Origin of the sequence: Cryobacterium sp. TMS1-20-1 (assembly GCF_004402355.1) — a bacterium.
GTDB lineage: Bacteria > Actinomycetota > Actinomycetes > Actinomycetales > Microbacteriaceae > Cryobacterium > Cryobacterium levicorallinum.
The window spans coordinates 20756-33802 of sequence record NZ_SOGF01000051.1 but is presented as its reverse complement, the minus strand read 5'-3'; the positions used below and the strand labels follow the sequence as shown (position 1 = coordinate 33802).

Annotated in this window: 12 protein-coding genes; 2 read left to right on the top strand and 10 right to left on the bottom strand. The window is 64.8% G+C overall.

Going from position 1 to position 13047, the window contains the following annotated elements; translation table 11 throughout:
* The first annotated feature begins 1 nt into the window (after nt 1).
* Both E3O45_RS10755 and E3O45_RS10750 read left to right on the top strand, forming a co-directional pair.
* On the top strand, nt 2-1024 hold the full coding sequence (locus E3O45_RS10755) for an ABC transporter permease (protein WP_134443402.1): 1023 nt from the start codon (nt 2-4) through the stop codon (nt 1022-1024).
* A gap of 169 nt (nt 1025-1193) precedes the next feature.
* On the top strand, nt 1194-2174 hold the full coding sequence (locus E3O45_RS10750) for an ABC transporter substrate-binding protein (protein WP_134443401.1): 981 nt from the start codon (nt 1194-1196) through the stop codon (nt 2172-2174).
* Nucleotides 2175-2248: 74 nt separating this feature from the next.
* Here E3O45_RS10750 and E3O45_RS10745 read toward each other — a convergent pair whose 3' ends face one another.
* The 10 genes from E3O45_RS10745 to E3O45_RS10700 all read right to left on the bottom strand — a co-directional run bounded on the left by E3O45_RS10745 (nt 2249) and on the right by E3O45_RS10700 (nt 13046).
* Nucleotides 2249-3886, bottom strand: coding sequence for a fucose isomerase (locus E3O45_RS10745; protein ID WP_134443400.1), 1638 nt, complete (start codon nt 3884-3886; stop codon nt 2249-2251).
* The gene (locus E3O45_RS10740) at nt 3883-5442 is read right to left on the bottom strand and encodes an FGGY-family carbohydrate kinase (RefSeq protein ID WP_174843081.1); all 1560 of its coding nucleotides are present in this window, start codon (nt 5440-5442) and stop codon (nt 3883-3885) included. The genes E3O45_RS10745 and E3O45_RS10740 overlap by 4 nt, the downstream gene beginning before the upstream one ends.
* A 64-nt stretch (nt 5443-5506) precedes the next feature.
* Nucleotides 5507-6469, bottom strand: a complete 963-nt coding sequence (locus E3O45_RS10735; RefSeq protein WP_134443399.1) for a LacI family DNA-binding transcriptional regulator — start codon at nt 6467-6469, stop codon at nt 5507-5509.
* A gap of 87 nt (nt 6470-6556) precedes the next feature.
* Nucleotides 6557-7504 (bottom strand): phosphotriesterase, encoded by a 948-nt coding sequence (locus tag E3O45_RS10730; protein WP_241985322.1) that lies wholly within the window; start codon nt 7502-7504, stop codon nt 6557-6559.
* A 2-nt stretch (nt 7505-7506) separates the two neighbouring features.
* Entirely contained in the window at nt 7507-8421 is a 915-nt protein-coding gene (locus E3O45_RS10725) for a shikimate dehydrogenase (RefSeq protein WP_134443397.1), read from the bottom strand.
* Nucleotides 8418-9071: a bifunctional 4-hydroxy-2-oxoglutarate aldolase/2-dehydro-3-deoxy-phosphogluconate aldolase gene (locus tag E3O45_RS10720; RefSeq protein WP_134443396.1), complete on the bottom strand. Its 654-nt coding sequence runs from the start codon at nt 9069-9071 to the stop codon at nt 8418-8420. Before E3O45_RS10720 ends, E3O45_RS10725 begins: the two co-directional genes overlap by 4 nt.
* Nucleotides 9072-9073: 2 nt before the next feature.
* Complete coding sequence (locus tag E3O45_RS10715) at nt 9074-10030, bottom strand: NAD(P)-dependent oxidoreductase (RefSeq protein ID WP_134443395.1); 957 nt, start codon at nt 10028-10030, stop codon at nt 9074-9076.
* Nucleotides 10030-11529 carry a xylulokinase gene (gene xylB, locus E3O45_RS10710; protein ID WP_134443394.1) on the bottom strand — a complete coding sequence of 500 codons (1500 nt, stop codon included), beginning with the start codon at nt 11527-11529 and terminating at the stop codon, nt 10030-10032. Before xylB ends, E3O45_RS10715 begins: the two co-directional genes overlap by 1 nt.
* Nucleotides 11526-12113: a glucose-6-phosphate isomerase family protein gene (locus E3O45_RS10705; protein ID WP_241985321.1), complete on the bottom strand. Its 588-nt coding sequence runs from the start codon at nt 12111-12113 to the stop codon at nt 11526-11528. Before E3O45_RS10705 ends, xylB begins: the two co-directional genes overlap by 4 nt.
* A gap of 72 nt (nt 12114-12185) precedes the next feature.
* The gene (locus tag E3O45_RS10700; protein ID WP_134443393.1) at nt 12186-13046 is read right to left on the bottom strand and encodes a GntR family transcriptional regulator; all 861 of its coding nucleotides are present in this window, start codon (nt 13044-13046) and stop codon (nt 12186-12188) included.
* Nucleotide 13047 lies beyond the last annotated feature (1 nt).

Sequence of the window (13047 nt, the reverse complement as noted above, 5' to 3'; positions counted from 1 at the left end):
GATGAACGCTACCCCCGTAACTGACCAGAAGAGCATTGTGGGAGAGACGACGCCGGACCCGCGCCGTTCGGCCAGAAGCTTCCTGCAGGCTAAAATTCAGCAGTCCCTGGCATTTGCGACGCTCGTCGTACTGCTGGTTTTCTTCTCCATTGCGAGCAGCAACTTCTTCACCTGGAGCAACATCTCCGGAATTTTGCTCTCCACGGCCGTGATCGGCATCCTCGCTCTCGGCACCACTTTTGTGATCATCACCGGCGGAATCGACCTGTCCATCGGTACCGGTATGACGCTGGCGGCGGTTATGACCGGTATCTTCCTGGTCAACCTCGAGTTGCCACTGATCGTCGGTGTGATCGGAGGCATCCTCACCGGCGGGCTGATGGGATTTGTGAACGGCTTCAACATCGCCGTTCTGAGACTTCCACCGTTCATCGCGACCCTGGCCATGATGCTCATCGCGCAGGGGCTCGCTCTGGTCATCTCCGGCGTACGCCCGATCTATTTCTCCGGCATCCCCGGGTTCAAGGACATCGCCCTCGGGTTTGTCATTCCGGGCCTGCCGAACGCGGTGTTGATCCTGTTTCTACTCGCTCTCGTGGCCTTCGTGCTGCTGAGCAAGACGCTGCTGGGCCGTTACACCTTCGCGATCGGCAGCAATGAGGAAGCAACCCGGCTCTCCGGAGTAGACACCCGCAAGTGGAAAATAGTGATCTACACCGTCGCCGGTCTGTTCACCGGAGTCGCCGGCGTCGTCATCGGGGCGCGACTCGATTCGGCTCAGCCGCAGTTGGGCTCGGGGTACGAGCTGCAGGCCATCGCTGCCGTCATCATCGGCGGAACGTCGCTGCTGGGCGGTCGGGGGTCGATTCTGGGGACCTTGATCGGCGCGCTCATTATGAGCGTGTTGATCAACGGACTTCGAATTATGTCGATCCAAACCGAATGGCAAAACGTCGTCATCGGGGTAGTTATTTTGGTGGCTGTGTTCACCGATGCGCTGCGTCAGCGACGAGGCGTGTCCTAGCCGACGGACGCTGTTTGTCTGGTATTTTGAAATCGGTTACATCCGCGTAATCACGGCAAATATAACGATCTTGTATCTGCCTGTATTTCGATCGTTTTTCCGCACCAATATCGCTAGCATTACGTGACAGCAAAGACGTTGTCCGCCGAAACAACAATGGAGTTAATCGATGAAGAAAAAAGTAGCCTTTCTAGCCGCTGCGGCAGTTATCTCGCTCGCCCTGGCCGGATGCTCGGCGGGTGGCGCAAGTACTGTTGACGCTGGCGCGAACAGCGACAAGCCGTACATTGCCCTCGTGTCCAAGGGATTCCAGCACCAGTTCTGGCAGGCCGTGAAGAGCGGGGCTGAAAGCAAGGCCGCCGAGCTCGGCGTCACCGTGACCTTTGACGGCCCGGCCTCTGAAACCGAGGTGGACAGCCAGCTGCAGATGCTTCAGGCCGCCATCGACAAGAAGCCGGATGCGATCGGCTACGCGGCGCTCGACCCCGAAGCGTGCGTGTCACTGATGGACGCGGCGAAGGCGGCGGAGATTCCCGTGGTTCAGTTCGACGCCGGTTGCAACAGTGACTACCCGTTGAGCATCGCCAAAACCGACAGCCTCGGCGCCGGCGCACTCGCGGCCGACCACATGGCCGAGCTCATCGGCGGCAAGGGTGAGGTCGGCATCGTCGGTCACAGCCAGATCAACTCCACTGGTGTCGAACGTCGCGACGGATTCGTCGACCAGATGGCGGCGGAGTACCCGGACATCACCATCGTTGACATTCAGTACGGCGACGGTGACCACCTGAAGTCGGCGGATATCGCCAAGGCCATGATCGCCGCACACCCTGACCTCAAGGGCCTGTACGGAACCAACGAGGGCTCGGCCATCGGTATCGTGAACGCGGTCGGCGAGCTGGGGCTGGCTGCCGGTGAACTCACCGTCATCGGTTTCGACTCCGGTCAGGCTCAGATGGATGCCATCACCAATGGCCTGATGGCCGGCGCGATCACGCAGAACCCCATCGGGATCGGCGAGGCAACGGTTCAGGCCGCCTTCGACGCCATCAATGGCAAGACTCCCGCGAAGATCATCGACACCGGATACTTCTGGTTCGACAAGACCAACATGGAAGACCCTGAGATCGCAGCCGTTCTCTACAAGTAGTCACACGGCCTGATCACACAAAGCAGCCCCCACCCGATCGGGTGGGGGCTGCTTTGTGTGATCAGCGGATGTAATTAGACGGCGACGTCACCGCACAGGTGTACGAGAACGCCGAGCTCTGCAAAGAGTGCCGCCTTGGCCACCAGCGCGCGGTCCGCGGTGTCGGCATCCGGTGCATAGACAACCTGCGCGTGGTTGGCCTTGTGTCGGCCCATCAGCTGGTTGCGCGTGACGCCGTTCAGCACAGCGTGCATGATCGGCCACTGCGGGTCGGTGGCATCCAGGCGGCGCTGGGTCTCAGCGGCGGGGAGGTCCGCGACGTGACCCCGGCCGAGGTCCACGTGCAGCACGCCATCCATGATGAAAACCCGGGACCAGACGATTTCACCCGGTTTGGACACTCCGCTGAGTGTTCCTCCGCCGAGCGGGAAGAACATCGGTGGCTGACGCATGCTGTAGCTCTTGTCGTAGCCGCCGTTGTGAGAGGCCGGAACCGATCCGGAAATCTCGAAAACCCAGACGAACTCCCCGTTGTACTCCTCGCCCCAGCGCACATCGTGCAGCGTGTTCGCCGGGTCGAGCCCCATGGCGGTCCAGACCCGGTTGGTGATCAGCGCATCGACAGCCACTCCCTCATCCACTTCGTTGAAGTGCGGCAGAGCCGCTCCGGCGTACAGCTCGCGCTGGCCGTCACGGGAGAAGACCGGAGGGCGTTCGACGTTGTTCAGCAGGCCTTCGGCGAGGTCGCTGGCCGGCACGAGGTCCTTGAGGCCTTGCTGGTATTGAATACCGACGGCGTCGAGGCCGAAGTCATCCGATATGCGCAGCGCGGCGATGTACATCTTGAACTGGCTGTGCACCTGGGCGGGGGTGAGCTCGGTGGCATCGTCCGGGCCGAAGTGGAACGTGAACCCGGCGTTGTCCAGCCAGGCCTTGACCGTGTCGGCTTCCGCGTCGGTGACCAGGGCCATTTCGGCGAACAGGGCGCTCTGGGACAGGCGCTCCTTGTAGATGCCGAGCGGGTTGAGCAGCTCGTCGTCGATGATGGCGTTGTACATGCCCATGCAACCCTCGTCGAAGATTCCGATGATGGCTTGTTCCTGCTGCAACTGGTGCGCCAGGGCAACGCCGAGGGCGACTTCGGGGCTGGCCGCATCAAGCGCGGGAAGATCGCGAACGTGGCTCTCGTCGGGAATGATCCGTCCGGTCTCCAGCCAGGTTTCAAGCTGCGACACGGCCCACTCGTCGGTGAAGTCCTCGCTCCAGAGAGAGGAGTAGGCGATGCCGGCCTTGGTGAGGCTCGCGGTGAGATTGAGCAGGCCGACCAGTCCGGGGTAGTCTCCGGCCCAGTTGGCCACGACGAGAATGGGGCCCCGGTGGGCGCGCAGGCCGGCGAGCACATGGTGGCTGTACTGCCAGACGGCCTCAACCACCACAATCGGAGCGTCACTGGGGATGGTCTTGAAAACCTCGATGCCCATGCGCTGGCTGTCGATGAAACCGTGGCCGCTCGCAGTGTCGGCGGCGTGCCCTCGCTTTACGCTCCAACCGAACCGATTCACCGCTGAACCGAAGTCCGCTTCGAGTTGCTGCTGGGTGGGCCAGCACCTGAGGTTCGCAGCCTGGCGGAGGTCTCCGCTCGTCACGGTGAAAATCGTGCGCTCGGGCGTCGATGCCCGGGTGAGCGGTGTGGGCAGGAGGTAGCTGGTCATACAAGACTCGCTTTCTGATATTTGGTGTCGGTTTGTGTCGCGGTCGGTGAAAGGGAAGGGGACTCCGCTCGGCTCTGCCGAGCGGCGAGGGAGTGGGAAATATCCCGGGTAGCCGGGTACAGGTCGCGATACAACCCGTACAGCTCGTCGTAATCGGCACGAACCGCGGGATCGGGCTGTCGCACCTCGGCGGGCGGGTTCCACGAGTCGATATCTGCAGTTGAGACGGCGAGAGCGGCGAGAAAGGCAGCGCCGAAGCTCGCTCCGATCAGCACGCTCGGGATCACCTGAGGAAGCCCCGTGACATCACTGACGATCTGGGTCCAGAGGTCGCCCTGGGCGCCGCCGCCGACGGCCACGATGCGCTCAATCGAACCGCCGGCCAGCTGCATGGCTTCGATGTTGTGCCGCACTCCGAATGCCGTCGCCTCCAGAGCGGCGCGGTACAGATCGCCCGCCGTGTGGGAAATGGTCAGGCCGGCGATGACACCGCGGGCATTGGGATCTTGAATCGGGGTGCGTTCCCCCGCGAAGTAGGGCAGCATAAGCAACCCACGCGCCCCCGGACCGGATGCCGCCGCCAGGGCGAGCAGCTCGGGAAAGTCACCGGCGCCGAGCAGGTCGCGCAGCCAACCGGTGATCGCACCCGACGTGGCCATGCCGCCCGCGAGGTTATGCGTGCCGGGGAAGGCGCCGACCGTGCCCCAGAGGCCGACGGCCGTGACCGGTTCAGGAACCGTATTGACCAGAAACATGGTGGTTCCGTACATGAGCATGAGATCTCCGGGATGCTGGGCGCCCACGCTCACCGCCTCGGACCAGGCGTCGATCGTGCCGGCGATCACGGGGATGCCCGCGGGCAGCCCCGACTCGGCGGCGGCGGCATCCGTGATGTGGCCAGCGATGTCGCCGGGCCAGCACAGGGCCGGGAGTTCGATCGGTCCGGCTAGCGGCCGCGCCCATGGTTCGTGCCAGGCGTGTGCGCCGGCGTCGTAGAGCGGGGTGCACTGACTGGCGGAGTGGTGGTCGAGCACGTAGGCGCCGGTGAGGTTCCAGGCCAGCCAGGAGCTCGGCATGAAGAGCCGGCGTGATTGAGCGAAGACTGCGGGTTCGTTGTCCGCGAGCCAGGCCAGCTTGGGGCCAACGGCCTGGGTCGACAGCGCCGACCCGGCGCGAGCCATGATGACGTCGTCGCCGCCCAGCGCGTGGGTGAGGTCGGCGATCTGCTGGGTCGCACGGGTGTCAATCCCGTAGAGGATGGCTGGTCGCAGCGGCATTCCGGAGGCGTCGGTGACCAGGACACACGGCCCCATTCCACTGACTCCCACTGCGATGATGTGGACGTTGTCGTCTGAGGCCGCATCGAGCAGTTCGCGGGAGATGGCGACGAATTCGCTCCACCAGAGGTCGGCATCCATCTCGACCCAGCCGTCTCGGGGCCGGGACGGGTCGTGCGATCGGCTGGCCGAGTGCAGCACGGTTCCGTCGAGCGTCACGAGCACGCCCTTGCTGCTGGACGTGCCGATATCTACGCCGATAATCGCATCAATGCTCATGGAGCCAGCCTAAATGAAATCGATTTCAGGGTCAACAATGCGGCCCCTGAACGCGGAGGTCTGATCAGGAGAGATTGCTGAGTGTGATGGTGCGAGGAGGTTGATCGTCACCGCGAAGGCGCTCGATCAGCAGCCGAGCTGCGGCTTCACCGAGCAGGCGTGCCGGCAGGGGGATCACGGTCACCCCACGGGGCGACAGAGTGGCAAACGGCAGGTCACCGAAACTGGCGACACCCACTACGGGTGGGGTGAGATCCCGCTCGATCAGTGCTCGCAGGGCTCCGACGGCCATAAGGTTGTTCGCGACGAAAACGGCGTCCGGTGGTTCCGGCAGATTCAGCAGCTCCAACATCGCCGTATGGCCGCCATCCACGCGAAAATCGGCGTGCCGCAAATACCGGTCAACGCTCCCTGACGCCGCGGCATCGGCATCGACGATCTCTCGCCAACCGTCGGCGCGGGCCTCGGCTGTTCTGCCGCCGCGTGGCCCCGTGATGCAGCCGATGCGCCGAAAGCCTTGCTCCAGCAGGGCCCGCGTCGCATCGCGTCCGCCCGCGACGTTGTCAACGGTCACGGTATCGATCTCAGGCAGGCTGCGATCAACGGCCACCACGGGGCGCCCGCGCCGGGTGAGGGGGGTCAGATTAACGTGATCGGTTGCGGCGGCGAGAATGATGCCGGCCATGTTCTCTGAGACGACGACATCGAGATAACGGGCCTCCTTGGCGGCATCCTCATCGGTGTTGCACAGCACGACCGAGTAGCCGGATTGCTGAGCCACGTCTTCCACGCCGCGCGCCAATGCCGTGAAGAACGGGTTCTCGATGTCCGGAATGATCAGCGCGATGACCTCAGAGGACTGCTTTCGAAGCGTGCGAGCGGTGCGGTTGGGCGTGAAAGACAGCCGCTCGGCCGCCGCACGAACCCGGTCGCTGCGTTCCGCCGAGACGGTGATGCCGTTGAAAACGCGGGACACGGTGGCCGGGGAGACTCCCGCAAGCGCGGCGACGTCATAAATCGTGGCCATGTAGGTCCTTTCCTGCAAGGGACTCAACCTTACTGAACGTTATCGGCGCCCGCCGCGCGGGCGCGACAGAAGCGGCACCGGCGCAGTTCACGCCGGGGTCCAGGTGAGAAATTGTGCGGCATTGGTGCGGAGTATCCGCTCCACCTGCTGGTTCCCGATCCGGGCGCGCAGGGCGGGAAGGTAGCGGTTCCCGAGATAGGCCAAGCCCGGCATTCCCCCGTAGGAGACGTAGCGGCTCCGGCGCGCCACGTCGCCGCCGATCAGCAGCCGGTTCAGGCCACCACCAGCGACGACGGCTTCGGTGAGCGTGAGTAGTTCGGCATCGCTGCGCGTGCGCGGGCGGGCGATGCCGTCATAGCCGAGCCAGGCGTCCCGGGCCACCAGCTCCAGATGCAGGGCGGGGTTCGGGTCGCGATCAGCATGCGCGAGCACAACTCGTTGCGGTGCCACACCGAAACCCTCCAGCAGATCGAGCACTTCGTGGGCCGCCGTGCAGTATTCCAGGTGCACCATGATCGGCGCCCCGGACGCCGCGTGAGCGAGGGCAACCGCCTCGAGCGTTTGCCGTTCGAACGGCGAGATCGACCAGTAACCGATCCCGGCCTTCAGCAGACCGGCGCGCACGGGATCGCCGGTCGGCGTCACGGCCCGTGTCGGCTGATCATCTCGTATCGGCATGCCGTCGTGCAGGTCGGCCAGGAACAGGGCGGCGCGACTGCCGGCATCCAGCTGACGAAGCCAGTGGTCGGCCGAGTAGTGGGCATCGCGATGGGCGCCGGTTGCGGCAATCACGGTGAGCCCCGACGAAGCACTGATTCGAGCCACCGCCTCCGGGTTGCGACCGAGCCCGATCGGGGTCGCGTCGACCATGGCATCAAACCCGCTCGCCCGTAACAGTCGGGCTTCACTGCCGGATGCCGCCTCGTCGTTCAGCTCGTCACCGAGCAGCAGCGGACTGACCTGAAAGAGGTGCTCGTGATAGTCGACCAGACCCAGCGTGGCTGGATCGACGTCGCCGAGAACGCTGCGAATCATGTTCATCGTGCAGCCAGCGCGGCCTCGGAGAGGCGGCTCACCAGGTCGTCGGTGAGCTCGATAGTGAACACCTCGGCTATGACCTGCGACCAGCCATGGATGAAGTAGCGCCAGCCGTCTATCACGGTGAGCTCCGCGGAATCCGCTTGCGCACGTGCCTGCGCCAGAAACTCCAAGCTGCCGCGGTAATTGAACTCCCAGACATACGCAGCTTCGGGAAACCGCGTTTCGTCCGGAACAGGGCTGCCCGGGCGATCCTTACCGAGCCCGCTGGCATTGACGATGAGGCTGTGCGCGGGGGCATCGGCAAGCACGGTCCTTGTGGTTTCGGGACTTTCGACCAGAACAAAACGGATCAGCTCGGCGGGAGTTCCTCGGCGAAGGTGCACCGCGCGCAAATGGTCAAGTCGACCCTGGTCCGTATCGGTGACAACGATCCGCTCTGGCCGGTCGGCCCGCCCGGCCAGATAGCAGGAGAGGGCGCCGCCGGCGCCGCCGGCACCCAGACACACGACGTGGCCTCCCGTGCGGGTGAAGTGATCGTCGGGGAGGAATTCCTGCGCGGCGAGCCCCGCCGTCAGGGGGTCCTTGGCGTGGCCGATGAGCCGGCCATTTCTCTTGGCAATACTCGAGAGTTCTCCGCCGACGGTGCTGAACTCGTCGAGCTCGTCGAACAGGTCGTGGGTGGCCGCAAACAGACCCATTTTGTGGGTGGTCACCAGGGCGCCCCAGTGATTCGGGTCGTCCCTGATCTGCTGCACGAGGTGAACGTACTGCTGGGGTGTGGCGTCGATCGCCAGGTCGTGACCGATCAGCGTGCGCGTCGGGAGACCGAGAATATCGGCCCAGGTCGGAAAGATTTTCATGATCGACGATTTCTCGGTGCTCACCCCGACAAATCCCATATAGCCGCTCATGCCCGTACCTCTGCCGGGTCCAGGCGGGTGCCGGCGGACACGAATTGAGCGGCGAGACGTTGGATATTGTCGTAGCGCCCGGCTGCGAGATCGGCGGCAGAGACCAAATCGCTGCCGGCTCCGACTGCGATCGCTCCGGCATCGAACCAGGCGCCGATGTTGCCCGGAGTGACACCGCCCGTCGGCATGAACGGAACAGCCGGGAACGGTCCGCGAAGGGACCGGAGAAAGGCCGGGCCGCCGAGTGAGGCAGGAAATATCTTCACCACATCGGTTCCGTATTCCGCGGCGGCCATGATTTCACTCGGAGTGAGCGCCCCGGTCATCACGAGCAGCCCCGTGGCCTTCATCGCCGCGGTGAGCTTGGGCCGGGTGCCGGGGCTGACCAGAAAGGCCGCGCCGGCATCCGCTGCTCGGCGCGCTTCATCGGCGGTCGTGACCGTGCCCGCGCCGAGGTAGACGGTGTCGCCGTACTGGGCGCACAGCTCGCGGATGACGGCGGGCGCGTCGGGGGTGGAGTAGGTGATCTCCAGCCCGGTGACCCCACCGGCCACGAGGGCATCCGCTGCCCGCAGGGCTACGTCGGCGGAGGGGGCGCGCAGAACGGCCAGAATGCGGGTGCTGGCGAGGCGATTTAAGGAATTCTGCATGATCACGCTTTCGAGGAGACGGGATTGGCGGGGGAATCGCCGGCGAGAACGGAGAGTAGGTTGCTCACGGCCATCGAACTCATGGTGTCGACGGCCTGGGTGGTCTGGGCGCCGAAATGCGGGGTGACGATCACTCGGTCCTGCAGCTCGGTCGCCAGCAGAGGGGAGGACAGCCCCCGGGTATCGCCCGCGAGGGTGTCGGCGGCGAACCCGGCGATGCGCTGCGAGCGGAGGGCCTGTGCCAGAGCATGTTCATCGACGAGTTCTGGTCGCGCCGTGTTGACGACCACGAGCCCCGGCCGCGCGCGGGCAAGCCAGCTGTCGGAGACGATGCACGTGCCGCCGGGGCTGTGCAGGGTGACCAGATCGCACTCCGCCGCCATGGCAAGCACTCCGATCGGCATCGCTCCTCCGTCGCTGATGGCGTCATTGCTCAGCCAAGGATCGTGCGCGACGATGCGGGAGCCGAAACCACGGAGGCGACGGGCGACGCCCTGCCCGATCCGGCCGAATCCGACGATGCCAATGGTCAGGGCGCCGAGCTCTCGCCCGCGGAGCACGGTCCAATCGTTGGCTCGAACGCGGCGGTCTCCCGCCGTGGTGCCGCGCAAGATCGCGAGCATGAGGCCGACGGCATGGTCGGCGACCGCGTCACTGTTGGCGCCGGGCGTATTGGTGACGACGATTCCGCGTTCTTCTGCCGCAGCGATATCGACCGATTCGACGCCGACCCCGTAACGGGCGATCACGCGCAGTTGGGGCGCCGCGTCGAGATGTTCCGGAGTGATCTCACCGGTTCCGGCGATCCACCCGACAGCGTTGCGCAGGAGGCCCTGAAGAACGACGAGATCATGGCTGGCCGGGCCCGTGACGACCGCGTGGCCGGCATCCGAAAGACGGCCTGCTTCATCGCTGTTGCCCGACGAAAAGGACCGACTGGTGACCAGAACGGTGCCCATCAGCGCCCTGCCCGGGTGGCGAACCACGGTTGGAGGCACTCATAGCCCTCGACGAAAACGGCATGGCGGTCGAGGTACTCGGCGTGACGATCACGGTCGGGGGAGAACTCCGCGGACACCTCCGAGAGGCCGCGAGCCGCCCCGAAGTCATCGACGAGTCCAAGCCCGACTGCCGCCGTGACTGCGGCGCCGAGACTGTTGGCCTCTTCCACGATGGTGCGTCGTCGCACGGGGATTCCCCAGACGTCCGCGAGGATCTGCAGCCAGGCATCACTGGCGGCCCCGCCGCCGATCGCATCAACGCGCTCGATGGCGGAGCCCGAGTCCCGGAAGGCCTGCAAGCAGGTGAACAAGTTGAAGGCGACGCCCTCGAGAACGGCCCGCGTCATTTCGGCGCGTCCGTGGTGACGGTTGATTCCGATGAAGGATCCGGCGGCATCTGAATTCCAGTAGGGCGAGCGCTCGCCGAGCAGATACGGCAAAAAGTAGAGACCACTGGACGACGCCGACGCCGTTGATGCTGCGGAGACCAGGGCGGCGAGGTCTGTGCTGGAAGGCTGCGGGTGGAGCAGTTCCGACACCCAGGCCAGGGCGCCGCCGCCGGCCTGCATCGTTGCCGTGGGCACGTACTGGCCGGGAACCACATGGTCGAAGGTCATGGTTCGCTGCAGCGGGTCGTGCACCGGCGCGGCACTTGCGAAGGAAATCCAGGACGAGGTCCCCAAACACACGTAGGCACCGTCTTCGGGTGCCACGATGCCCGCACCGACCGCCGCAATCGGGCCGTCGCCGCCGCCGAGCACAACGCGAGTGGTGACCGCCAATCCGGTCTCGCGTGCCGCTTCGGGGGTGAGGGTGCCGACGACGGCGGTGGCGTCAAGGATGTCGGGGAAGAGACGAGCGTCAAGACCGGCAGCCTCCAGCATCTCCGTCGACCACTCGCCGCGGGTTTGATCGTAGGCGTTCGTGGCGGAGGCGTCGGAGCGATCGGTGACCAGACGCCCGGTGAGTCGCTGGACCACGAAGTCTTTCGCCAAACAGAAGTGGCGAACCCGCGAAAATGTCTCGGGCTCGTTGTCGCGAACCCACATGATTTTTTCCAGCGAGTACGTGGGGTTGAGGCGATGCCCCGTCAACGCGTACGCCCGATCCTGGCCGATGACGCGTTCGAGATGTTCGGTCTGGGCCGTGCTGCGGGTATCGGCCCAGATGAGCGCGGCACGAACGGGCCGGTACGCGGCATCCAGCAGCACCGCGCTCATCATCTGGCCGCTCACCACCAGGCCGGTCACCTGTGCCGGGTCGGTGCCGGACCGCGCGAGCAGACCCCGGGTAGCTTCCACGACCGCCCGCCACCAGTCGTCGGGGTTCTGCTCCGCGACGCCGTTGTCGGCGAAGCGGGCGCTGTAGCTCACGGTGACGGAGGTCACAAGCCGTCCATCGTCGCGGTGCAGGGATGCCTTGTTCCCGGTGGTGCCGAGGTCGTGCGAGATGATCACGGCCGGGCGCCCGTGAAGTAATCCCGAAAGACAACACCGTCGTTCTCTGTGCATACTCGCTGGCCGAGACCGTGCTCGAGTACCCAGCCATAGTCATGACCCGCGCCGCCGGGGTAGACGGCGAGGAACGAATACGGTTCCTTGCCGACATTGACGCTGCGGTGGGCCCAGCCCGGGGGAATGTAGCCGATGGTGCCTGGGGCCATGTCCACCCAGTTTGTGCTGGTTCCGTCAAACATGAGCAGGCCGCCGCTGCCCGAAATGCCGAGGTAGATTTCTCCCTGATGGTTGGGGTGCTGGTGGCCCTTGGTCATCCAGAATTCACAGCCGGTGACGCCGGGCTGAATGGTCGTGATCGATTGGGGAAGCTCGCGGTCGATTTCCGGGACGCGGCTCGACACGACCGAGTAGACGATCGGGTCGCCGTCGGCGAGGGCCGAGCGCCAGGCATCCTGGTCGAGGAACAGGCCTTCGAGGTCAGACATGCGCCTGGTGAGAGTCGGTCCGGCGGGGCGGAGGGTGCCGGCAGCGTGATCGAAACGGATACTCATGGGCAAAACGGGCAGTTCGGAGTAATCAGACACGTCGTCTCCTGGCTCAGCGGCAGCGGCGGTGCTGCCGGTTCAGCGTAACCTGTAATTACATGTCACGTGTAATTACAGGTTGTATTCATCCGTCGTAGCAGCGGCCTCCGCGGCGGGGATCCCGGTATGGCGCAGCGCTGCCGTGCTCTGGGTGGCGGACGACGCACTCAGCTGAAACTCGAAACGACTGCGGTCACCGCGGTGATGGGCAATGAAATACTCCATCGGCTGTTCGTTTTCGTCATAGCTAATGCTGCGCAGCACGAGCAGGGCCCGGCCGATTCCGACCTTCAGCAGTGCCGCCTGCGCGCGATCGGCGGATGCTGCTTCAGCGGACCGAACACCGCGTACCGCGCGAACTCCGTGGTTGGCCAGCAGCGCATAGAGCGATTGATCTCGAAGGTCTTCCTGCAAAACCAGCAACCCGATATCGTGCGGCAAATACGTTGTGGTCCAGGACCACGGTTCTTCGTCGACATAGCGCAGCCGTTCGATCACGACGACCGGCGATCGCGGCGGCACTGCGAGCGAATCGGCAACGTCGTCGTCTGCCTCGATGATCTCCTGTCGGCGCACCTCGCTGCGAACGTGCCCCCCGCGGGCGGCGACTTCTTCGTATAAACCGGTCAGCGTGTGCACGAGGCTTTCCGGCACCTTCTGACGCGCGACGAATGTGCCTTTGCCTTTGACTCGTTCGATCACCCCCTGGTACTCGAGCTGGGCCAGCGCCTGCCGCACGACCGTGCGCGAAACCTGGAACTGCTCGCATAACCGGTGCTCGCCCGGAAGGATGTCGCCGGCCCGCAATCCCTGACTGGCAATATCGTCGAGGATGCGGTTCTTGAGCTGGTGATACATGGGCGTCGCCGCCTGGCGATCGATTCCCGGCGGGTTGTGCGGATCGAGGTTAGTGGCGTGCGTCTGTTTGGTCATC

Excerpts from the sequence above, each read along its gene's own strand:
- E3O45_RS10755 (WP_134443402.1), top strand. The coding sequence starts at position 2 with ATGAACGCTACCCCCGTAACTGACCAGAAGAGCATTGTGGGAGAGACG.
- E3O45_RS10750 (WP_134443401.1), top strand. The coding sequence starts at position 1,194 with ATGAAGAAAAAAGTAGCCTTTCTAGCCGCTGCGGCAGTTATCTCGCTC.
- E3O45_RS10745 (WP_134443400.1), bottom strand. The coding sequence starts at position 3,886 with ATGACCAGCTACCTCCTGCCCACACCGCTCACCCGGGCATCGACGCCC.
- E3O45_RS10740 (WP_174843081.1), bottom strand. The coding sequence starts at position 5,442 with ATGAGCATTGATGCGATTATCGGCGTAGATATCGGCACGTCCAGCAGC.
- E3O45_RS10735 (WP_134443399.1), bottom strand. The coding sequence starts at position 6,469 with ATGGCCACGATTTATGACGTCGCCGCGCTTGCGGGAGTCTCCCCGGCC.
- E3O45_RS10730 (WP_241985322.1), bottom strand. The coding sequence starts at position 7,504 with ATGATTCGCAGCGTTCTCGGCGACGTCGATCCAGCCACGCTGGGTCTG.
- E3O45_RS10725 (WP_134443397.1), bottom strand. The coding sequence starts at position 8,421 with ATGAGCGGCTATATGGGATTTGTCGGGGTGAGCACCGAGAAATCGTCG.
- E3O45_RS10720 (WP_134443396.1), bottom strand. The coding sequence starts at position 9,071 with ATGCAGAATTCCTTAAATCGCCTCGCCAGCACCCGCATTCTGGCCGTT.
- E3O45_RS10715 (WP_134443395.1), bottom strand. The coding sequence starts at position 10,030 with ATGGGCACCGTTCTGGTCACCAGTCGGTCCTTTTCGTCGGGCAACAGC.
- E3O45_RS10700 (WP_134443393.1), bottom strand. The coding sequence starts at position 13,046 with ATGACCAAACAGACGCACGCCACTAACCTCGATCCGCACAACCCGCCG.